The 21,766-nt window shown below is 71.1% G+C and carries 16 protein-coding genes; 9 read left to right on the forward strand and 7 right to left on the reverse strand.

The window, feature by feature from the left end:
- The coding region (locus tag VGN18_RS17005) for a DUF4162 domain-containing protein (protein WP_327540905.1) at nucleotides 1-411 on the forward strand (411 nt) is incomplete at its 5' end.
- Nucleotides 408-1,208 carry an ABC transporter permease gene (locus VGN18_RS17010; RefSeq protein ID WP_327540906.1) on the forward strand — a complete coding sequence of 267 codons (801 nt, stop codon included), beginning with the start codon at nucleotides 408-410 and terminating at the stop codon, nucleotides 1,206-1,208. The genes VGN18_RS17005 and VGN18_RS17010, both read left to right, overlap by 4 nt.
- Before the next feature lie 22 nt (nucleotides 1,209-1,230).
- Here VGN18_RS17010 and VGN18_RS17015 read toward each other — a convergent pair whose 3' ends face one another.
- Together VGN18_RS17015 and VGN18_RS17020 are read right to left on the reverse strand one after the other, a co-directional pair.
- The gene (locus VGN18_RS17015) at nucleotides 1,231-2,706 is read right to left on the reverse strand and encodes a bifunctional phosphatase PAP2/diacylglycerol kinase family protein (protein WP_327540907.1); all 1,476 of its coding nucleotides are present in this window, start codon (nucleotides 2,704-2,706) and stop codon (nucleotides 1,231-1,233) included.
- A 47-nt stretch (nucleotides 2,707-2,753) separates the two neighbouring features.
- Nucleotides 2,754-4,718 carry an acetoacetate--CoA ligase gene (locus tag VGN18_RS17020; protein WP_327540908.1) on the reverse strand — a complete coding sequence of 655 codons (1,965 nt, stop codon included), beginning with the start codon at nucleotides 4,716-4,718 and terminating at the stop codon, nucleotides 2,754-2,756.
- Between the two features lie 190 nt (nucleotides 4,719-4,908).
- Here VGN18_RS17020 and VGN18_RS17025 point away from each other — a divergent pair, with 190 nt between their 5' ends.
- Both VGN18_RS17025 and metX read left to right on the forward strand, forming a co-directional pair.
- Nucleotides 4,909-6,225, forward strand: a complete 1,317-nt coding sequence (locus tag VGN18_RS17025; protein WP_327540909.1) for a bifunctional o-acetylhomoserine/o-acetylserine sulfhydrylase — start codon at nucleotides 4,909-4,911, stop codon at nucleotides 6,223-6,225.
- Entirely contained in the window at nucleotides 6,206-7,378 is a 1,173-nt protein-coding gene (gene metX, locus VGN18_RS17030; protein WP_327540910.1) for a homoserine O-acetyltransferase MetX, read from the forward strand. Before VGN18_RS17025 ends, metX begins: the two co-directional genes overlap by 20 nt.
- A gap of 9 nt (nucleotides 7,379-7,387) precedes the next feature.
- Here the strand turns inward: metX and VGN18_RS17035 are convergent, their stop codons facing one another.
- Together VGN18_RS17035 and glgP are read right to left on the reverse strand one after the other, a co-directional pair.
- A complete protein-coding gene (locus tag VGN18_RS17035) occupies nucleotides 7,388-8,599 on the reverse strand; it encodes a phosphodiester glycosidase family protein (RefSeq protein WP_327540911.1) in 1,212 nt (403 codons plus the stop codon).
- Between the two features lie 43 nt (nucleotides 8,600-8,642).
- Complete coding sequence (glgP, locus tag VGN18_RS17040) at nucleotides 8,643-11,219, reverse strand: alpha-glucan family phosphorylase (protein ID WP_327540912.1); 2,577 nt, start codon at nucleotides 11,217-11,219, stop codon at nucleotides 8,643-8,645.
- Nucleotides 11,220-11,400: 181 nt separating this feature from the next.
- On the opposite strand from glgP, the gene VGN18_RS17045 reads away from it, so the two are divergent.
- The 4 genes from VGN18_RS17045 to glgB are packed head-to-tail and all read left to right on the forward strand — an operon-like array spanning nucleotide 11,401 to nucleotide 18,698.
- Nucleotides 11,401-13,404, forward strand: coding sequence for an alpha-1,4-glucan--maltose-1-phosphate maltosyltransferase (locus VGN18_RS17045; RefSeq protein ID WP_327540913.1), 2,004 nt, complete (start codon nucleotides 11,401-11,403; stop codon nucleotides 13,402-13,404).
- Complete coding sequence (gene treS, locus VGN18_RS17050; protein ID WP_327540914.1) at nucleotides 13,404-15,155, forward strand: maltose alpha-D-glucosyltransferase; 1,752 nt, start codon at nucleotides 13,404-13,406, stop codon at nucleotides 15,153-15,155. The genes VGN18_RS17045 and treS overlap by 1 nt, the downstream gene beginning before the upstream one ends.
- A complete protein-coding gene (locus VGN18_RS17055) occupies nucleotides 15,142-16,533 on the forward strand; it encodes a maltokinase N-terminal cap-like domain-containing protein (RefSeq protein WP_327540915.1) in 1,392 nt (463 codons plus the stop codon). Before treS ends, VGN18_RS17055 begins: the two co-directional genes overlap by 14 nt.
- Nucleotides 16,530-18,698, forward strand: a complete 2,169-nt coding sequence (gene glgB / locus VGN18_RS17060; RefSeq protein ID WP_327540916.1) for a 1,4-alpha-glucan branching protein GlgB — start codon at nucleotides 16,530-16,532, stop codon at nucleotides 18,696-18,698. The genes VGN18_RS17055 and glgB overlap by 4 nt, the downstream gene beginning before the upstream one ends.
- 122 nt (nucleotides 18,699-18,820) lie before the next feature.
- Here glgB and VGN18_RS17065 read toward each other — a convergent pair whose 3' ends face one another.
- Nucleotides 18,821-19,801, reverse strand: coding sequence for a tetratricopeptide repeat protein (locus VGN18_RS17065; protein WP_327540917.1), 981 nt, complete (start codon nucleotides 19,799-19,801; stop codon nucleotides 18,821-18,823).
- A gap of 71 nt (nucleotides 19,802-19,872) precedes the next feature.
- Between VGN18_RS17065 and VGN18_RS17070 the strand changes: the two genes are divergently transcribed.
- Nucleotides 19,873-20,625, forward strand: a complete 753-nt coding sequence (locus VGN18_RS17070; RefSeq protein ID WP_327540918.1) for a crotonase/enoyl-CoA hydratase family protein — start codon at nucleotides 19,873-19,875, stop codon at nucleotides 20,623-20,625.
- A gap of 92 nt (nucleotides 20,626-20,717) precedes the next feature.
- Here VGN18_RS17070 and VGN18_RS17075 read toward each other — a convergent pair whose 3' ends face one another.
- Nucleotides 20,718-20,909: a DUF1059 domain-containing protein gene (locus tag VGN18_RS17075; RefSeq protein ID WP_327540919.1), complete on the reverse strand. Its 192-nt coding sequence runs from the start codon at nucleotides 20,907-20,909 to the stop codon at nucleotides 20,718-20,720.
- A 125-nt stretch (nucleotides 20,910-21,034) separates the two neighbouring features.
- Nucleotides 21,035-21,766, reverse strand: a 732-nt coding sequence (locus tag VGN18_RS17080; protein WP_327540920.1) for a methylmalonyl-CoA mutase family protein, incomplete at its 5' end; no start/stop codon positions are given.

Below are 21,766 nucleotides of genomic sequence, written 5' to 3' on the forward strand. Positions count from 1 at the left end.
TACCTGGAGGAGGCAGACCGGCTCGCCGACGACATCGTGGTGATCGATCACGGCAAGTCGATCGCGCACGGAACGGCCGATCAGCTCAAGGCCCAACTCGGTGGTGAGCGGGTCGAGATCGTGCTGGCGGATCCGGCAGAACTCGCCGCGGCCCGGTCCATCATGGCCAGCCTGGCCACTGGTCAACTCGAGCTGGACGAGCACAGCCGGCGGATCGTCGCCCCGGTCGCCGGTGGAGCGGATTCGCTGATGGAGGCGCTGCGCCGGCTGGACGAGGCCAAGATCGCGCTGCTGGACGTGGCGCTGCGCCGGCCGACGCTGGACGACGTCTTCCTCACGCTGACCGGCCACCCGTCCGAATCAGCCGGCGATGACACCGCTACCGAGAACCTGCAGGAGGTGACCCGATGACCTTCACCAAGACGCTGCTGGACGGCGCCATCGTGGCCAAGCGCAACCTGATCAAGATCAAGCGGGTGCCTGACCTGCTGGTGTTCTCCACCATCTCGCCGATCATGTTCATCCTGCTGTTCGCCTACGTCTTCGGCAGCGCGATCACCGCGCCCGGCGTGAGCTATCGGGAATTCCTGATTCCCGGCATCTTCGCGCAGACGGTGATCTTCGGGGCCACCCTGACCGGGGCCGGCATGGCCGATGACATCCAGAAGGGCATCATCGACCGGTTCCGGTCCCTGCCGATGTCACGCTCGGCTGTGCTGATCGGCCGCACCGGTAGCGATGTGGCCAACAACGTGCTGATCACCGTGGTGATGTCAGCGACCGGCCTGATCATCGGCTGGCGGATTCGCAGCTCGGTCGGTGAGGCGATCGGCGGTTTCCTGCTGCTGCTGGTGTTCGCCTACGCGATCTCGTGGATCATGGCCTGGGTCGGCCTGATCGTGCCCAGCCCGGAGGTGGTCAACAACGCCTCGTTCGTGGTCATCTTCCCGCTGACGTTCATCGCGAACACCTTCGTGCCGACCCAGCACTTCCCGAGTGTGCTGAGGACGATCGCCAACTGGAACCCGGTCTCGTCGGTCACGCAGGCCTCGCGTCAGCTGTTCGGCAACACCGGTACCGCGCCGCTGCCGAAGGACCCGTGGTCGCTCCACCACCCGATCATCTACACGCTGCTGTGGATCGTCGGGCTGCTCGCGGTGTTCGTGCCGCTGTCGGTGCGCCAGTACAAGCGGGCCGCCAGCCGCTGACGAGTTGCCGGGGCGCCACGGGTCAGTCGACCCGCGGCGTCACGACCCGCATCGTCTCCGGCTGCACGGTGAAGGTGGCCGGCAGGCCGCCGACGATCTCGCCGTCCAGGGCGATCTCGTCGCCACTGCTGCCGGAGACCGTCAGGGAGCGCACTCGCATCGCGTGCACGCCGTGTACCGGCCGGTGCTGCCCGACCAGGGCGTCGCCCACGGCCAGCACCAGCCGGGCGACGGAGAGCCGCTCGATGGCGATGACGTCGAGCAGGCCGTCGGTGATGCTCGCGCCGGGCACCCGGATGCCGAGCACTCCCCCGAAGATCGGGGCGTTGCTGACCGAGAGGTGCACCAGTTCGAGGCGCTGCCGGATGCCGTCGTGCTCGATGACGCACTGGAACGGCACGTGCCGCCGCACCGCGACGGCCGCGGCCACCGGGTAGGTCAGGCCGCCGAAGCGCTCCCGCATGCGGCTCGTCGTGGCCAGCTCGGCGAAGGCGACGTTGAGCCCGATCGTCGCGGCGTTCATGAACGTGCGGGGCGTGCCGTCGCGGACGGTCAGCTGCCCGACGTCCACCGCGGTCACCTGGCCGTCGACCAGGGCCTGGGCGGCCTCCTGCGCATCGGGCGGCACCCCGAGCGAGCGAGCGACGTCGTTGGAGGTGCCGAGCGGGATGACGCCGAGGACGGCGGGCGTGTCGGTGACGGCGTCGGCCGCGGCCCCGACCGTGCCGTCGCCCCCGGCGGCGATCACGAGCGGCGGGTCGTCCCCGGCGGCGACGAGGAGCGCGCGCAGCTCGGCGAGGTCCTCGACCGCGATCTGCTTCTCGATGGTGAAGCCGGCCCGGTCGAGCACGACCAGGGCGTCGTCGAGGTCCTCGGCCGCGCCGGAGTCGGCACTGGTCAGCAGCACCGCCCGGCGCGGGATCGCGACGTCCAGGGGTGGGGCGGCCGGGTGGTGCACCGAGGACGCCCGCACCCGCATCGCGATCCGGGCCGCGACGACACCGGCGAGCGCGCCGAGGCCGGCCCCGACCACGACGTCGCTCGGGTAGTGGACCCCGGTGTGCACCCGCGAGTACGCGACGCCGGCGGCCAGCGGCAGCACGGCAGGCGCTACCGGCGGCATGGCCGTGCTCACGCCGGTCGCGAACGCGAAGGCCGAGGCCGAGTGGCCCGAGGGGAAGGAGAACGTGCGCGGCAGGGGCAGCAGGGCACCCCGGCTGCCGAGCACGTCGGTCGGCGGGCGGTCGCGGCGCCACACGTACTTCAGCGGCCCGTTGACCGTCGTCGAGGCGATGGCCAGGCCGAGCAGGCCACTGGCCGCCGCGGTGCGCGGACGCCGCCGCCCCGTGGCGGTCAGTACCGCCGCCACGCCGTACCAGAGCAGGCCGTTGTCGGCGGCGGTGCTCAGTCCGGTGAGGGCCCGGTCGGCGCCGGGCGAGCGGGCGTCGGCGGCGCGGGACAGCAGCCGCCGGTCGAGCCGCGACAGGCGCTTGGACACGTCCCGGGCCCGCCGGGCGGCTCGGGCGCGACGCGAGGACCGGCCGATCACGCGCGGGCCGCCGCGGACTCGACGAACGGCGTCATCGCGTCGGGGTTCTTCAGCGCCCCCTGGCTCACCGCCTGTTCCAGCGGCACGCCGGCGAGCACCCGCTTGACCGGCACCTCGCACTTCTTGCCGTTGAGCGTGCGCGGCACCTCGGCGATCGCGACGATGTCGTCGGGCACGTGCCGGGGCGAGAGGTCGCTGCGGATGCGGGTGCGCAGCTCCTCGCGGACGTCGTCGAGCGACGTGCCCCGGTCGAGCACCACGTAGAGCAACAGCTGCCCCCCGCTGCCCGCGGCCGAGGTGTCGATGACCAGCGAGTCGGCAATGCCGGGCAGCTCCTCGACCACGCGGTAGAACTCCGCCGTGCCCATGCGCACCCCGCCCCGGTTCAGCGTCGAGTCGGAGCGTCCGTAGATGACGCACGAGCCGCTCTCGGTGATCTTGATCCAGTCGCCGTGCCGCCATACCCCGGGGTACGGCTCGAAGTAGGCCTCGCGGAGGCGGCTGCCGTCGGGATCGTTCCAGAAACCGACCGGCATCGACGGCATGGGCTGGGTGATGACCAGCTCGCCGACCGCGTCGATGACCGGGTTGCCGTCGGCGTCGAAGGCCTGCACGTCGCAGCCGAGCATGCGGCACGGGATCTCCCCCGCGCGCACGGGCAGGTTCGGCGCGCCGCCCACGAACGCCGTGCAGACGTCGGTGCCGCCGGACAGCGAGGACAGCATCAGCTCGCGCCCGACCTCCTCGTAGACCCAGGCGAACCCCTCCGGTGGCAGCGGTGCGCCGGTCGAGCCGACGGAGCGGATGCGGCTGAGGTCGAACGTCGTGCCGGGGTGGAGCCCGGCCCTCATGCCCGCCTGCAGGAACGGCGCCGACACCCCGAAGCAGGTGATGCCGGTGCGCTCGGCGAGCGCCCACAGCGCGTCCGGGCCGGGGTGGGCCGGATTGCCGTCGTAGAGCACGATCGACGACCCGACGACGAGACCGGAGACGAGCAGGTTCCACATCATCCAGCCGGTCGTGCTGAACCAGAAGAAGCGATCGCCCGGGCCGAGGTCGAGGTGCAGGCTCAGCTGCTTGGCGTGCTCGATCAGGATGCCGCCGTGGCAGTGCAGGATCGGCTTGGGCAACCCGGTGGTGCCCGAGGAGTAGAGCACCCACATCGGCGCGTCGAACGGCATCGGCTCGAAGGCCAGGGTGGCCGGGACGGCGACGAGGTCGGGCCAACGCAGCGAGTCGGGCAGCGTGGCCGCGTCGTCGAGGTAGGGCACGAGCACGGTGGCGCGCAGGGTCGGCAGCTCGGCCCGCAGCGCCTCGACCGTGGCGCGGATGTCGTAGGCCCGGCCGCCGTAGAGGTAGCCGTCGACGGCGAACAGCACCGACGGCTCGATCTGGGTGAACCGATCGGCCACCGCCTGCGCCCCGAAGTCGGGCGAGCAGGACGACCAGATCGCCCCGAGCGACGCGGTGGCCAGCATGGCGATCAGGGCCTCGGGCGCGTTCGGCACGAGCGCGGCCACCCGGTCGCCCCGGCCCACGCCCTGCTCGACGAGCGCGGCCCGGATCGCCGCGACCCGAGTACGCAGCTCGCGCCAGGTCAGGGTCGCCCCGAGTCCGTCCTCGCGGGCGAAGTGGACGGCGACGTCGTCCTTCTCGACCCCGCACGGCGGGTAGAGGGCGTGCTCGGCGTAGTTCAGCGTGCCGCCGGGGAACCACCGCGCGCCGGGCATCGCGGCGTCCGCGAGGGCGGTCGTCGGCGGCGTCTGCCACCGCAGGCCGTACCACTGCGCCAGGCCGGACCAGAACGCGCCGAGGTCGGCGATCGACCACCGCCACAGCTCGTCGTAGGTGCTCGCGCTGACCCCGGCGTGCTCGGCCAGCCACCGGCCGAAGTCGGTGATCCGCGCGCGGGCGATCCACTCGGCGTCCGGTTCCCAGAGCAGTTCGCCCTCATCTGTCATAGGTGGAACCTACCGACCGACCGATCACATTCGATTCCCGCTCGGGCGGCCTCGCGTATACGCTGCCGCCATGAGTTTCTGGGCCGTCGTACGCCGGGTCGTCGACCTCGGCCGTACCGGCAGCTCGCGCTGTCCGCGCTGACCGCTCCCGCCCGCCCGAGCCATCCCGCCCTGTTTCCAGGAGACACCCATGTCCGCAGAATGGTCTTTCGAGACCCGTCAGATCCACGCCGGCCAGACGCCCGACGGTGAGCAGCACGCCCGCGCGCTGCCGATCTACCAGACGACGTCGTACACGTTCAACAGCACCGAGCACGCGTCGAATCTCTTTGCCCTCAAGGAGTTCGGCAACATCTACACCCGCATCATGAACCCGACCCAGGCCGCGGTGGAGGACCGCATCGCCTCGCTCGAGGGCGGTGTCGGCGCCCTGCTCACCAGCAGCGGTCAGGCGGCCGAGACCCTCGCGCTGCTCAACATCGCCGAGGCGGGCGACCACATCGTCTCCAGCGCGCGGTTGTACGGCGGCACCTACAACCTGCTGCACTACACGTTCCCGAAGCTGGGCGTCACGACCACGTTCGTGGACAACCCCGACGACCCGGACGAGTGGCGCGCCGCGGTGCGTCCGAACACGAAGGCCTTCTTCGCCGAGACGATCAGCAACCCGCAGATCGACGTCCTCGACATCGAGACGGTCGCGAGCATCGCGCACGAGAACGGCGTGCCGCTCGTCGTCGACAACACCATCGCGACGCCGTACCTGATCCGCCCGTTCGAGCACGGCGCCGACATCATCGTGCACTCGGCGACGAAGTACCTCGGCGGTCACGGCACGGCGATCGGCGGCGTCATCGTCGACTCGGGCAACTTCGACTTCGCGGCCGACCCGGAGAAGTTCCCGAACTACAACACGCCCGACCCGAGCTACCACGGCCTCGTCTACGGCCGCGACCTCGGTGTCGGCTCGCCGCTCGGGGCGAACCTCGCGTTCATCCTCAAGGCGCGGGTGCAGCTGCTGCGCGACATCGGCGCGGCCATCGCACCCTTCAACGCGTTCCTGCTCGCGCAAGGCATCGAGACGTTGAGCCTGCGCGTCGAGCGGCACGTGCAGAACGCACAGGCGGTCGCCGAGTGGCTCGAGCAGCGCGACGAGGTGCTGTCGGTCAACTACGCCGGCCTGCCCTCGAGCCCGTGGCACGAGCGGGCGGCGAAGTACGCTCCGCAGGGCGTGGGCGGCGTGCTGGCCTTCGAGATCGCCGGCGGAGTCGAGGCGGGCAAGCGCTTCGTCGAGGCCCTCGAGCTGCACAGCCACGTCGCCAACATCGGTGACGTGCGCAGCCTGGTCATCCACCCGGCGTCGACGACGCACTCGCAGCTGACCGTCGACGAGCAGGCGGCCACCGGCGTGACGCCCGGCCTCGTCCGACTGGCCGTGGGTCTGGAGAACATCGCCGACATCCTGGCCGACCTGGACGCCGGCTTCCGTGCCGCGAAGACCAGCTGACCCACCCGTCACGGGGGCGTGGCGCGACGGGGATCCCGTCGCGTCACGCCGGTTCGCCGGGCTCGGCCCGGTCGCGCTCGAGTTCGGCGGCTCGCTGCCCGACGTGCGGGTCGCCTACGAGACGTTCGGGCAGCCGCGTCACGACGCCCGCGGCCGGATCAGCAACGCCGTGCTCGTCCTGCACGCACTGACCGGCGATGCGCACCTCAGCGGTCCGGCCGGCCCGGGCCAGCCCACCCCGGGCTGGTGGGACGCGATCATCGGGCCGGGGCGCCCGCTCGACACCGACGAGTGGTTCCTCGTGGCCGGCAACGTCCTCGGCGGCTGCCAGGGCAGCACCGGTCCGTCGTCGCTCGGGCCGAAGGGCGACCCGTGGGGCTCGGCCTTCCCGCGCGTGACCGTCCGCGACCAGGTGCAGGTCGAGGCGCTGCTGGCCGATCGCCTCGGCATCGACCGCTTCGCCGCGGTGATCGGTGGGTCGATGGGCGGCATGCGCGCGCTCGAGTGGGCCGCGATGTTCCCCGACCGCGTGGCGGCCGCCCTGGTGCTCGCCACCGGCGCCGCGGCGAGCGCCGACCAGATCGGCACCCAGACCGCGCAGGTACTGGCCATCGAGAACGACCCGAACTGGCACGGCGGCGACTACTACGGCACCGGCGCCGGACCACACGCCGGCCTCGGGATCGCCCGGCGTATCGCGCACCTGACCTACCGCAGCGAGTACGAGCTCGACGTTCGCTTCGGCCGGTCGCCGCAGGAGCCGGGGTCGGACCGGTTCAGCGTGCAGTCCTACCTCGACCACCACGCCGGCAAGCTCGCCCGCCGCTTCGACGCCGCCAGCTACGTGACGCTGACCGACGCGATGAACACCCACGACGTCGGCCGCGGCCGCGGCGGGGTCGAGGCGGCGCTGCGGGACGTCACCGGACCGCTCGTCGTCGTCGCCGGCATCGACAGCGACCGCCTCTACCCGCTGCGCCAGCAACAGCAGATCGCCGACCTCGTGCCCACCGCCGACGGCCTGCACGTCATCCACTCCGACCACGGCCACGACGGCTTCCTCATCGAGGCCGCCCAGGTCGGCGAGCTGGTGACGCACACGCTGCGCCGCGCCGCCGGAGCCTGGAGCGCTGGGCGTGCCTGGAGCGCCTAGCTCCACGATTCAGCGGGTGTAGACGAACAACCCGTCGACGATCGGGCGGGCGCTGTTGTTCGACGGCACGTTCAGCACCGTGTTCGTCGAGTGACCGGGCAGCCGGGCGGTCATCGTCGTCGAGCCGCCGCCGTCGAGGGTCATGCCGGTCCAGCAGTGCAGGGCGAGCAGGTAGTGGGTGAGTTCGTAGTAGTCCATGCCGACCGAGCGGTAGCTGCGGCCGTCGACGACGCCGAGCAGCACCGTGCGGCCGTAGCGCGAGACGCAGACGAACGTCATCGGGTTCTGATCCGGACGCAACTGCTGGCCACCCACGTCGTCGTAGGCGCGGCCGCCGGCGACGAGGATGCGCCCGCCCGAGATGGCCGCGCGGGGCAGGCCGGCACCGTAACTGAGCGTGAACGCCATGGAGTCGCCGGCCCGCACCTGACCGAGCAGCCAGGTGGCGCCGGTGCCGCCGCACGCGAGGAGGGCCCATCGACCGGGGGCCAGCCGCGGGATGCTGGTGGCACCGGTCTCGCTGCCGCTGATGCGGCGGGCGCCGGTACTCGTGTTGTAGCCGAACGCCGCGGTGCAGCCGAAGCCCGGCGCGATGCGCGCGAGGCCGGCGTTGATCAGGGTGATGCGTCCGGCCCGGGCGTCGGCGACGGTGTTCACCGAGAAGATCCGGAAGGACGAGCTCGGCGCGGCCGGACCGGTTCGCGCCGTGCGGGTGACCGTGCCGCTGAACGGGATGCGCCCGATGCCGGCCGTCCCGTCGGCCCGGATGAAGAAGTTGGCGGCCCAGGCCGGTCGCGGTGTCTTGAGCACGGCGCCCGGTCGGATCAGCGCGCCCCGCGGCGGCGCGGTGTAGGAGCGCATGTCGAACCAGTCACCGTTGACGCCGCCGAGCGCGTGCGTGGCATCGGCCATCGTCGGGACGGTCGCCCGCGGGGCCCCCACCAGCTGGGCCGGCGAGGCCGGCGCGATGTGCACGCCCCGGACCCCCAGGTCGACGTTCATGAGCACCGCGTGCTCGGCGTGCCCCTCGACGCTCGTGAACACCTGCCGGTACAGCACGACGCCGTTGGCCAGGCGCACCTCGGACGTCGTGACCGCCCCGGCCCGGGGCGCCACGACGAGACCGATCACCACGATGGCTGTGACGACGGCGGAGAACAGGATCGACCGTGTCCCCCGGTCGGCCGACCGGAGCCGCCGAGCGGCTGGGGTCGAGCTCACGTCGCCACGACACCACACCGCCGCGACTCATGTCAAGTGAGTGTTAAGCCACCGCGATAACGCCCAGCTCGGCCGACGAGGCCAGCAGCTCGTTCTCGGGCAGCACCCGCACCGTGTAGCCGAAGCCGCCGGTCCGCTCGAGCGGCACCTCGCCCTCGTAGCGGGTCACGCCGTCGATCGCCTCGACGACCCGCAGGCGGGAGGTCGCGACATCGGTCAGCCGGTCGTCGCCGTCGACGCCGCCGTACACGGCCTCGACCACGACGTCATCGGGCGACAGGCCGCCGAGCGCCACCTGCGCACGCAGCGTGAGCGTCTCGCCCAGCTGGGCGTCACCGGCGCCGGAGAGCTGCGATTCCACGTGCAGCACGCTGACGGCCGGCCACGCGGCGGACACCTCCCGGCTCCAGGCCGCGAGCTCCTTGGCCTTGGCGAAGCCGTCGGCGACCATGCGGTCGGACGACGCGGCGGCCGGCGCGTACAGGCGCCGCACGTACTCGCTGACCATCCGGCTCGCGAGCACCTTGGGGCCGAGCGTCTTGAGCGTGTGGCGCACCATCTGCACCCACCGCGTCGGGACGTCGCCGGTCGGACGGTCGTAGAAGCGCGGCGCCACGTTGTTCTCGACGAGGTCGTAGAGCGCGTCGGCCTCCAGGTCGTCGCGGCGGTCGGGGTCGGCGAGCCCGTCGGCCGACGGGATGGCCCAGCCGTTGTCGCCGTCGAACCACTCGTCCCACCACCCGTCGAGAATGGAGAGGTTGAGCGCGCCGTTGAGCGCCGCCTTCATGCCGGACGTGCCGCAGGCCTCGAGCGGGCGCAGCGGGTTGTTCAGCCAGACGTCGACCCCCCAGTAGAGGTAGCGCGCCATGCCGATGTCGTAGTCGGGCAGGAACGTGATGCGGTGGCGCACCGACGGGTCGTCGGCGAAACGCACCATCTGCGCGATGAGCTGCTTGCCGCCGTCGTCGGCCGGGTGGCTCTTGCCGGCGATGACGATCTGCACCGGACGCTCGGGGTCGAGCAGCAGGGCCCGCAGCCGCTCCGGGTCGCGCAGCATCAGGGTCAGTCGCTTGTACGACGGCACCCGCCGCGCAAAGCCGATGGTCAGGACGTCGGGGTCGAACGCGTGGGCCGTCCAACCGATCTCGGCCTCGGCCATGCCGCGCTGCAGCGACGAGATGCGCATGCGCCGGCGGATCTCGTGCACGAGCCGCTCGCGCAGCACGTTGCGCACCTGCCAGAGTTCGGCGTCGTCGACCTTGTCGATGGCCTCCCAGCCACCGCCCTGGGCGATCGTGGTGGCGCCGACGACGCGCTCGGCGATGTCGAGGATGTCGCGCGCCATCCAGGTCGGGGCGTGCACGCCGTTGGTGACCGACGTGATGGGCACGTCGGCGCTGTCGAATCCGGGCCAGAGGTCGTTGAACATGCCGCGGCTGACGTCGCCGTGCAGCAGTGAGACGCCGTTGGCGCGCTGGCCGAGGCGCAGGCCCATGTGGGCCATGTTGAAGATGGCCGGGTCCTCCTCCGCCCCGAGCGCGAGGATGCGCTCGGCCGGCAGGGCCGTGCCGTTCGCGACGCCGGTCAGGTGGGCCTCGACCAGGTCGCGCGGGAAGCGGTCGATACCGGCCGGCACGGGGGTGTGGGTGGTGAACACCGTGCCGGCGCGGACGGCCTGGATCGCCTCGTCGAAGGTGAGGCCGTCACCCTCGATGATCTCGCGGATGCGCTCGACGCCGAGGAAGCCGGCGTGGCCCTCGTTCATGTGGAACACCGACGGCGCGGCGCGGCCGGTCGCCGCACAGTAGGCCCGGAGGGCCCGCACGCCGCCGACGCCGAGCAGCAGCTCCTGCTCGAGACGGTGCTCCTTGCCACCGCCGTAGAGCCGGTCGGTGACCTGGCGGGCGTCGCTGTCGTTCTCCTCGATGTCGCTGTCCATGAGCAGCAGCGGCACACGGCCGACCTGGGCGACCCAGATCTGGGCGTGCAGCGTGCGCGACTCGGGCAGCGCGATCGCGATGCGGGCCGGGGTGCCGTCGGCGTTCTCCAGCGCGGTGAGCGGCAGGCCCTGCGGGTCGTGCGAGGGGTACTGCTCGAGCTGCCAGCCGTCACGCGAGAGGGACTGCCGGAAGTAGCCCGAGCCGTACAGCAGCCCGACGCCGATGATCGGGACGCCGAGGTCGCTGGCCGCCTTGAGGTGGTCGCCGGCCAGGATGCCGAGGCCGCCGGAGTACTGCGGCAACACCTCGGTGATGCCGAACTCGGGCGAGAAGTAGGCGATCGTCTCGGGCAGCGTGCCCGCGTCGACCCCGCCGTCGGCCTGCTGGTTCTGGTACCAGCGCGGCTGCTCGAGGTAGTCGACGAGGTCGTCGTGGATGTCGTTGAGCCGGCGGATGAACTTGCGGTCACGCGCGAGCTGGGCGAACCGGTCGGCGCTGACCTCGCCGAGCATGCGGCCCGGGTCGTGACCACAGGCGAGCCAGAGCTCGGGGTCGACCGACTCGAGGAGGTCGAGGGAATCGGCGTGCCAGGACCAGCGCAGGTTGGCCACGATGTCGGCCAGTTTTGCGAGTTCGGCCGGGTACGCAGCGCGGACGGTGAGTCGTCGAAGTGCCTTCACGTACGCGGACGCTAGCAGTTCCGTAAGGGTTTCCGGGACGTGCGGCGGGACCGACCTCAGGGATGCGAACGTACGGTCTCGTCCGGGATGTCCGGCCTACCCGGCGACCGGGCGTCGGTCGATGAAAACGTTACCGGCCGAATTTGCGGTGACCCACCCCAACCTGGGTAACGTGACGTGAGTGGTAGGACGCTTCGGACTCACCAATGTCAGGCCGGTGGTCGGTTCCACCGTCTCCGGCGAATTCCCCGCCCGCTGCGTGGTCGGCGAGCCGCTCCCCGTCTCGGCCGTCGTGTTCCGCGAGGGTCACGATGCCATCGGGGCGAGCGTGGTGGTGCGGGACAGCACCGGTCGCAAGACCGCGGTCGTGCGAATGTCGCCCGGTGCCCCTGGCACCGACCGGTGGCACGCCGACATCGTGCTCGACCGGCCCGGTTCGTGGTCGTTCGCCGTCGAGGCGTGGAGCGATCCGTTCTCGACGTGGCACCATTCCGTCACGGTCAAGATCGAGGCGGGCCAGGGCAGCGAGGACCTCGCCAACGACCTCGAGACCGGCGCCCGGCTGTTCGACCAGCTGGCCCGGACGTTGCCGAAGCCCGAGCGCCCCCGCGCGCTGGCGGCGGCGCGGGCCCTGCGCGACACGACGCTGGACGTCGCGCACCGCGTCTCGCCCGCGCTCGACGACTACCTGCAGCGCCTGGTCCACGACCACCCGGTGCGCGAGTACGTCACCGCGTCGCCGCGGTACCCGGTGTGGGTCGATCGTCCCCGCGCGCTCTACGGCAGCTGGTACGAGTTCTTCCCCCGGTCGATCGGCGCCGAACTGGCCCAGGACCCCATCGCCCCGGCCCGCCCGGCCCGGCACGGCACGTTCAAGGACTCGATCGAGCATCTCGACTACGTCGCGTCGCTCGGCTTCGACGTCGTCTACCTGCCGCCGATCCACCCGATCGGCGAGCGGAACCGCAAGGGCCCGAACAACACCCTCGTCGCGGCGAGCTGGGACGTCGGTTCCCCCTGGGCCATCGGCTCGAAGGACGGCGGGCACGACGCGATCCACCCCGAGCTCGGCACGATGGCCGACTTCCGAGCGTTCGTGAAGCGCACCGAGGAACTCGGCATGGAGGTCGCGCTCGACCTCGCCCTGCAGTGCGCGCCCGACCACCCGTGGGTCGGCGAGCACCCCGAGTGGTTCACCTCCAAGCCCGACGGCACGATCGCCTACGCGGAGAACCCGCCGAAGAAGTACCAGGACATCTACCCGCTGAACTTCGACAACGACCCCAAGGGCCTCTACGCCGAGTGCCTGCGCATCGTGCGGCACTGGATGGACGCCGGCGTGCGCATCTTCCGCGTCGACAACCCGCACACCAAGCCGATCAACTTCTGGCAGTGGCTCATCGCCGAGGTACGCAAGACCGACCCGGACGTGCTGTTCCTGGCCGAGGCGTTCACCCGGCCGGCCATGATGCACGAGCTCGGCAAGGTCGGCTTCCACCAGAGCTACACGTACTACACGTGGCGCAACACCCGCGAGGAGATCGAGACCTACATCGGCGAGCTCGCCGATGCCGCGCACTACATGCGGCCGAACTTCTTCGTGAACACCCCGGACATCCTGCCCTTCTACCTGCAGACGGGCGGCCCGAGCGCGTTCGCGATCCGGGCCGTGCTCGCCGCGACGACGGCGCCCACCTGGGGCGTCTACTCGGGTTACGAGCTGTACGAGCACCTCGGCCTGCGTCCGGGCGCCGAGGAGTACCTCGACTCGGAGAAGTTCCAGCTGCGCCCGCGCAACTACGCCGCCGCGCTGGCCGACGGCCGCTCGCTCGCGCCGCTGATCGGAAAGCTGAACACGATCCGGCGGGAGCACCCGGCGCTGCAGCAGTTGCGCAACGTGCACTTCCACGAGGTCGACAACCCCGACATCACCGCGTTCAGCAAGCGCGATGCGGCCACCGGCGACACGATCATCGTCGTCTGCACGGTGAACCCGCACGAGTGGCGCGAGGCCACCGTGTCGCTCGACCTCGAGGCATTGGGTATGGACTGGAACAGCGGCTTCACCGTGGTCGACCTGCTCAGCGGTGAGGAGTACCGGTGGGGCGAGCGCAACTACGTGCGCCTCGACCCGTTCACGCGCAGTGCCCACATATTCCACGTCCAGAGGGAGCAGACCGTCTGATGTCCGTTGACGAGACAGCCGTCGACAACACCGAATCAGCCGTGACCCACGAACCCGACTGGTTCAAGCGGGCCGTCTTCTACGAGGTTCTCGTGCGCGGCTTCGCCGACTCCAACGGCGACGGCTCGGGAGATCTCCGCGGCCTGACCGAGAAGCTCGACTACCTGCAGTGGCTCGGCGTCGACTGCCTGTGGCTGCCGCCGTTCTTCACCTCCCCCCTGCGCGACGGCGGCTACGACGTCAGTGACTACACCGGCGTGCTGCCCGAGTTCGGCACCATCGACGACTTCAAGGTGCTGCTCGACGCCGCGCACGAGCGCGGCATCCGGGTGATCATCGACTTCGTCATGAATCACACGTCCGACCAGCACCCGTGGTTCCAGGAGAGCCGCGCGAACCCGGACGGCCCGTACGGCGACTTCTACGTGTGGAACGACGACGACACGCGCTACCCCGACGCGCGCATCATCTTCGTCGACACCGAACCGTCGAACTGGACGTTCGACCCCGTCCGCAAGCAGTACTTCTGGCACCGCTTCTTCAGCCACCAGCCCGACCTGAACTTCGACTCCCCCGACGTCCAGGAGGCGATCCTCGACGCGCTGCGGTTCTGGCTCGATCTCGGCATCGACGGTTTCCGGCTCGACGCCGTGCCGTACCTGTTCGTCCGCGACGGAACGAACGGCGAGAACCTGCCCGAGACCCACGAGTTCCTGCGCCGCGTACGCAAGGAGGTCGACCGCGACTATCCCGACCGCGTGCTCCTGTGCGAGGCGAACCAGTGGCCGGCCGACGTCGTCGAGTACTTCGGCGACCCGTCGGTGGGCGGCGACGAGTGCCACATGGCGTTCCACTTCCCGGTCATGCCGCGCATCTTCATGGCCGTCCGGCGCGAGAGTCGCTACCCGATCTCGGAGATCATGGAGCAGACGCCGCACATCCCGGACAACTGCCAGTGGGGCATCTTCCTGCGCAACCACGACGAGCTGACGCTCGAGATGGTGACCGACGAAGAGCGCGACTACATGTGGAACGAGTACGCCAAGGATCCGCGGATGAAGGCCAACATCGGCATCCGCCGGCGGCTCGCCCCTCTGCTCGAGAACGACATCAACCAGATCGAGCTGTTCACCGCGCTGCTGCTGTCGCTGCCCGGCTCGCCCGTCCTGTACTACGGCGACGAGATCGGCATGGGCGACAACATCTGGCTCGGAGACCGCGACGGCGTGCGCACCCCGATGCAGTGGACGCCCGACCGCAACGCCGGGTTCTCCACGGCCGACCCCGGCCGGCTCTACCTGCCGGCCAACCAGGACTCCATCTACGGCTACCAGGTCACCAACGTCGAGTCGCAGACGCGCAATACGTCGTCGCTGCTGCACTGGACGCGTCGCATGATCAACGTCCGCAAGGCCAACCCGGCCTTCGGCATCGGCACGTTCAACGACATCGGCGGCAGCAACCCGTCGGTGCTCAGCTTCGTGCGCGAGTTCGGCGACGACATCGTGCTGTGCGTGAACAACCTGTCGCGCTTCCCCCAGGCGGCCGAGCTCGACCTGCGCCCGTGGGAAGGCGCCCAGCCGATCGAGCTGATGGGCGGCGCGCACTTCCCGCAGATCGGTGAGCTGCCCTACCTGCTCACCCTCGCCGGGCACGGCTTCTACTGGCTTCGGATCCCCCGGGTGCCACAACCGACGGCCGAACCCGCCGCCGCCGGCAACCAGGAAGAAACCCTTCATGACGACATCTGAGATGCTCCTCCCACTCGTCGAGGCGTGGGTGCCGACCCAACGCTGGTTCGCCGGCAAGGGCCGGTGCGTCACCTTCAGCACCACCCGGCTCGCCGAGCTGTCCGTCGATCCCGAGGTGACGATCTGGGCCGTCCACGCCGACTACGGCGACGGTGAGACCGAGACCTACCAGGTGCCGCTGGTCAGCCGGGACGCGCCGGTCGACAACCTCGAGCACGTGCTGCTCGGCACGGTCGACACCGAGGTCGGCAAGCGCTGGCTCTACGACGCGCTGCACGACAAGGACGTCACCCCCGCCTGGCTCGCCGACATGCGCGACGGCCAGACCATCTCCAATCCGGTGGGAGCTGTCCGCTTCACCAGCTACGGCCAGCCCGACGAGATCCCGGTCGACGAGCCGAGCCTCGTGCTCAGCGGCGAGCAGTCGAACACCTCGATGATCTTCGGCGACATCGCGATCATGAAGGTGTTCCGCCGCCTGCAGCCCGGCATCAACCCCGACATCGAGGTGCAGGCCGTGCTGAGCACGCTCGGCGCCAAGCACATCGCCAAGCTGCTCGGCTCGGTCGAGGCCGACATCGACGGCGTGCCGTCGTCCCTGGCGATGCTGCAGGAGTTCATGACCAGCGCCACCGACGGCTGGGAGCTCGCCAAGACCAGCGTGCGCGACCTCATGGCCGAGGCCGACCTGCACGCCGACGAGGCCGGCGGCGATTTCGCCGGCGAGGCGCACCGGCTCGGCGCCGCCGTGGCCGCGGTGCACGCCGACCTCGCCGTGGGTTTCGGCACCCGCGAGGCGACGGCCGACGAGCTCCGCAGCCGGGCGCGGGCCATGCAGGAGCGTCTCGACCGCGCGGTCGCGATCGTTCCCGAGCTCGCCGACGTCCACGCCGGGCTGACCGACGTCTTCGCCGCGGTCGCCACGCTGACCGACAGCGTCACCATGCAGCGCATCCACGGTGACCTGCATCTGGGCCAGGCGCTGCGCACGGTGTACCGCTGGGTGCTCATCGACTTCGAGGGCGAGCCGATGGCCGCGATGGACGCACGCCGCGAGCTCGACTCCGCGCTCCGTGACGTCGCCGGCATGCTGCGCTCGTTCGAGTACGCCGGGCACCACCGCGTCATCGAAGCGGGCTACGACCCGCAGCTGACCTACCGTGCCGCCGAGTGGTCCAAGCGCAACCGGGACGCGTTCTGCGACGGCTACGCCGAGGCCGCCGGCAGCGATCCCCGCTCGCACCTCGTGCTGCTGCGCGCCTTCGAGGCCGACAAGGCCGTCTACGAGGCGGTGTACGAGGCCCGCAACCGGCCGAGCTGGTTGCCCATCCCCCTTGCCACCCTGACCCGACTCGCCACCGATGGAGGAACCTCATGACCACCACGGTTGCCCGTGACGAGCTCGACCGCCTGGTCTCAGGCGGCCACCACAACCCCCACGGCGTGCTCGGGGCGCACCCCACGCCCGACGGCGACACCGTCGTCCGCACGCTGCGCCCCGACGCCGCGTCGGTGTCGGTCATCGTCGGCCGCAGCCGGTCGCCGATGACCCGCGTCCACGACGGAGGCGTCTTCGAGGTACTGCTCGACGGCCCGGCCACCGACTACCGCCTCGAGGTCACCTACGGCTCGGACACGCTCACCGTCGACGACCCGTACCGGTGGCTGCCCACGCTCGGCGAGGTCGACCTGCACCTGATCGGCGAGGGCCGCCACGAGAATCTCTGGGACGTCCTGGGGGCGCACGTGCGCACCTACGACACCCCCGGCGGGCCGGTCAGCGGCACGTCGTTCGCGGTGTGGGCCCCCAACGCCAAGGGCGTGCGGGTGGCCGGGGAGTTCGACTACTGGTCGGGCCGCTCGCTGCCGATGCGGGTCATGGGCTCGACCGGGGTCTGGGAGCTGTTCGTGCCCGGCGTCGGCGACGGCGCCAAGTACAAGTTCCAGATCCTCGGCGCCGACGGCCAGTGGCGGCACAAGGCCGACCCGATGGCCTTCGCCTGCGAGGCGCCGCCGGCCACCGCGTCGGTCGTCACCACGTCGAGCTACGAGTGGGCCGACGACGAGTGGATGACCCGGCGGGCGCAGACCGAGTGGCACAAGGCGCCGATGTCGATCTACGAGGTGCACATCGGCTCGTGGCGCATGGGGCTGTCCTACCGCGAGCTCGCCGATGAGCTCGTCGCCTACGTCAAGGAGACCGGCTTCACCCACGTCGAGTTCCTGCCGGTCGCCGAGCACCCGTTCGGCGGCTCGTGGGGCTACCAGGTGTCGTCCTACTACGCGCCGTCGGCCCGCTTCGGCAGCCCGGACGACTTCCGCTTCCTCGTCGACGCGCTGCACAACGCCGGCATCGGCGTCATCGTCGACTGGGTGCCGGCGCACTTCCCCAAGGACGAGTTCGCCCTCGGTCGCTTCGACGGCACCGCGCTCTACGAGCACGGCGACCCCCGCCGCGGCGAGCAGATGGACTGGGGCACCTACGTCTTCGACTTCGGCCGCAGCGAGGTGCGCAACTTCCTCGTCGCCAACGCCCTGTTCTGGCTGGAGAAGTTCCACATCGACGGCCTGCGCGTCGACGCCGTCGCCTCGATGCTCTACCTGGACTACTCGCGCAAGGACGGCGAGTGGCTGCCGAACAAGCACGGCGGGCGCGAGAACCTCGAAGCGGTGGCGTTCCTGCAGGAGATGAACGCGACGGTCTACAAGCGCGTGCCCGGCGCGGTGACCATCGCCGAGGAGTCGACGTCGTGGCCTGGCGTCACCCGCGCCACCCACCTCGGCGGGCTCGGCTTCGGCTTCAAGTGGGACATGGGCTGGATGCACGACACGCTGAGCTACCTCGCCCACGAGCCGGTGCACCGCCAGTGGCACCACAACGAGCTGACCTTCTCGATGATGTACGCCTACACCGAGAACTTCGTCATGCCGCTGTCGCACGACGAGGTCGTGCACGGCAAGGGCTCGCTGCTCAACAAGATCCCGGGCGACCGCTGGCAGCAGATGGCCACGCTGCGCGCGATGTATGCCTACATGTGGGCCCACCCGGGCAAGCAACTGCTGTTCCAGGGTCAGGAGTTTGCGCAGGGCGCCGAGTGGGCCGAGTCGCGCTCGCTCGACTGGTGGCTGCTCGACGACCCGGGCCACCGCGGCGTCTCGCGCCTGATCGGCGACCTCAACCGCACGTACACCGAGACCAGTGCGCTGTGGTCGCGCGACACCACGCCCGACGGCTTCCACTGGATCGACGCCAACGACGCGGCGGGCAACGTCTACTCGTTCCTGCGCTTCGGCGACGACGGCTCGGTGCTCGCCTGCGTCGCGAACTTCTCGCCGGTGCCGCACGAGGGCTACCGCCTCGGGTTGCCCTTCCCCGGTCGCTGGGACGAGGTCGTCAACACCGATGCCGAGACGTACTTCGGCTCGGGCGTCGGCAACTTCGGCGGCGTCGAGGCGACCGAGGAGATGTGGCACGGCCAGCCCGCCTCGGCGCGGCTGCGGGTCCCCCCGCTCGGCACGCTGTGGCTGCGCTACGCCGGCTGACCCCATCGGGTCCGGCGACGCCCATCGGGTTGAGTGGCGAGTAACGCGCTGAGTGGCGAGTAGGTACGCGCCACTCGACGCGTTACGCGCCACTCAACCGGGGATGTGGCGGCGGGCCGGCCTCAGAAGAGGGCGCGAGTGAGCTGGCGCCGGGCCGGCGGGACGCGCGGGTCGTCCGGGCCGAGCAGGTCGAAGAACTCGAGCAGCCGCTGCCGGACGCGGTCGCGGTCGTCGCCGGCGACGAGGGACACCGTGCGCAGCAGCCGGTCGAGCGCGCCGGGCACGTCGTTGCTCGCGAGCGAGAGGTCGGCCGCGGCGAGCTGGGCGTCGACGTCGTCGGGCGCGGCGTCGGCCCGGGCGAAGGCGTCCCGGTCGACGGTCTCGAGGCGCTGCATCAGGCGCACCTGGCCCAGGGCGAGGGAGGCCTCGGAGTTGGCCGGCTCCTGATCGAGGATCGCCTGGTAGCGCTCGGCGGCGAGCGCGTAGTCACCCGCCTCGAGGGCGTCCTCGGCCGCGGTGAAGCGCGGGTCCTCGGGCGGCTCGGGGGCGGCCGGCTCGGCCCCGTCGGCCGGCGGCGGGGTGCCCGGCCCGGAGAGCCCGGCCTCGCGCCCGGCCTGCAGCACGGCGTCGACGAACTCGCGGACCTGGGCCTCGGGCAGCGCGCCCTGGAACCCGGGCACCAGCTGGCCGCCGATCACCGCGAACACGGCCGGGATGCTCTGCACCTGCAGCAGCTGCTGGATGCGCGGGTTGGCGTCGACGTCGACCTTGGCCAGGATCCACGAGCCGCCGGCCGCGTTGGCCAACCGCTCGAGGATCGGCGAGAGCTGCTTGCATGGCTGGCACCACTCGGCCCAGAGGTCGAGCAGCACCGGCACCTGGAAGGAGCGGTCGAGCACATCGGTCTGGAAGGAGGCCTCGCCCGCGTCGATGACGTACTGGCCGGCCGCGGGCGCCGGGGCCTCGGCCGCGCGGGCCGCCGCCTCGTTACGCGCCTTCAGCGCGGCGAGATCGACGGCGCCGGCCATCGCGGCGGCGGAGGCCGGATTCGGCTGGGCGGGGCCGCGCGAGGCGCGGGTGGGTCGTGGGGCACCGGGACGCATGCGTCCAGTTTCCCAGATCGGCCCGCTCTTCCACCGATCGGTGACCCTCCTCGCTGGGTAGCGTGCGATCCGTGACCGTCCATGTCGAACGCAACGACCAGATCTGGACGGTCGTCATCGATCGCCCCGGGGCCCGCAACGCCGTCGACGGCCCGACCGCCCAGGCCCTCGCTGACGCGTTCCGCGAGTTCGATGGCGACGCCTCGGCCCGCGTGGCGGTGCTCTGCGGGGCGGGCGGAACCTTCTGCGCCGGTGCCGACCTCAAGCAGATGTCGAACCGTCTCGACCCCGACATGACCACCGACGGGCCGATGGGGCCGAGCCGGCTCGTCCTGGGCAAGCCGGTGATCGCCGCGATCAGCGGCTTCGCCGTGGCCGGCGGCATCGAGCTCGCGTCGTGGTGCGACCTCCGGGTCATGGAGTCCGATGCCGTCGTCGGCGTGTTCTGCCGACGCTGGGGCGTGCCGCTGATCGACGGCGGGACGGTCCGGCTGCCGCGCATCGTCGGCCTCGGCCGCGCCCTCGACCTGATCCTGACCGGGCGCCCGGTCGGCGCCGAGGAGGCGCTGGCCATGGGCTTCGCCAACCGCGTCGTGCCGCCGGGCGAGGGCCGGGCCGCCGCCGAGGCGCTGGCGGCCGAGATCGCCGCGTTCCCGCAGGCCTGCCTGCGTTCGGACCGCCGCTCGGTCTACGACGGCTTCGGGCACGACGAATCCACCGCGCTGGGCATCGAGTTCGGGCACGGCCTTTCGTCGCTGCGGGCCGAGGGCGTCGCCGGCGCGACCCGGTTCGCGTCCGGCGAGGGTCGCCACGGCTCCTTCTGACCCGGCCCCGAAAGCGACTTGTCCGCCCGTGTGGCTGTGGTTCCGGGTAGGAATCACAGCCACACGAGCGGACAAGTCGGTAGGGCGGCGACTCAGACGGCAGGCACCGCCTCGGGCTCGAGCACCCCGGCGAGCATCTCGCGCAGCTCCGGGGTGTCCTCGTGGCCGTGGACCGAGGCCGCGTGCTCGGCGGCGGCGCGGAGGACCTCGTCGCGCTCACCGGCGATCGTCAGCGAGCAGTTGCTCTCACTCGGTTCCTTGCGGCAGTCCATGACGTAGCGCATTTTGCCCAACCCCCAGACCCTCCCCGCGAAGGCCCGCGCGACCGCGACGGGCCGCACCCGAGCGAACTCCGGGCCCGGTCGACGGTCAAGCGCCGACCGGGATGACGGCACGCACCGTGCCGGTCCTAGAAGCGGGCGGCCTCGCGGTACTCGCCCCAGAGCGGCTTGAAGGCATTGCAGATCTCGCCCATCGTGGCCTCGGCCCGGACGGCGTCGAGCATCGCCGGCAGCGTGTTCCGGTCGGCCTCGGCATCGGCGACCATGCGGGCGATCGCCGAGTCGACGGCGGCCTGGTCCCGGCCGGCGCGACGCGAGGCGACGAGCTCGCGCTGGGCCAGCTCGACCTCGTGCGACACCCGCAGGATCTCGAGGTTCTCGCCGATGTCGCCGGTGAGCGTGTTGACGCCGACGACCCGCTTGTCGCCCTTCTCGAGCGCGACCTGGTACTCGAAGGCCGAGTCGGCGATCTCGGTGATGAACCAGCCGTCCTCGATGCCGCGCAGCAGGCCGGAGGTGATGGTGCCGTCGCCGCCGAGGTCCTTGATGCGCTCGAAAATGCGCTCCGCGTCGGCCTCGATGCGGTCGGTCAGCGCCTCGACGTACCACGAGCCACCGAGCGGGTCGGCGACACTGAGCACGCCGGTCTCCTCGGCGATGACCTGCTGGGTGCGCAGCGCGATCTGGGCCGCGTGGGCCGACGGCAGCGCCAGCACCTCGTCGAGCGCGTTGGTGTGCAGGGAGTTGGTGCCGGCGAGCACCGCGGCCAGAGCCTCGACGGCGGTGCGCACGATGTTGTTGTCGGGCTGCTGCGCGGTGAGCGAGACGCCCGCGGTCTGGGTGTGGAAGCGCAGCCACTG

It is taken from the genome of Jatrophihabitans sp., assembly GCF_036000465.1.
GTDB lineage: Bacteria > Actinomycetota > Actinomycetes > Mycobacteriales > Jatrophihabitantaceae > Jatrophihabitans.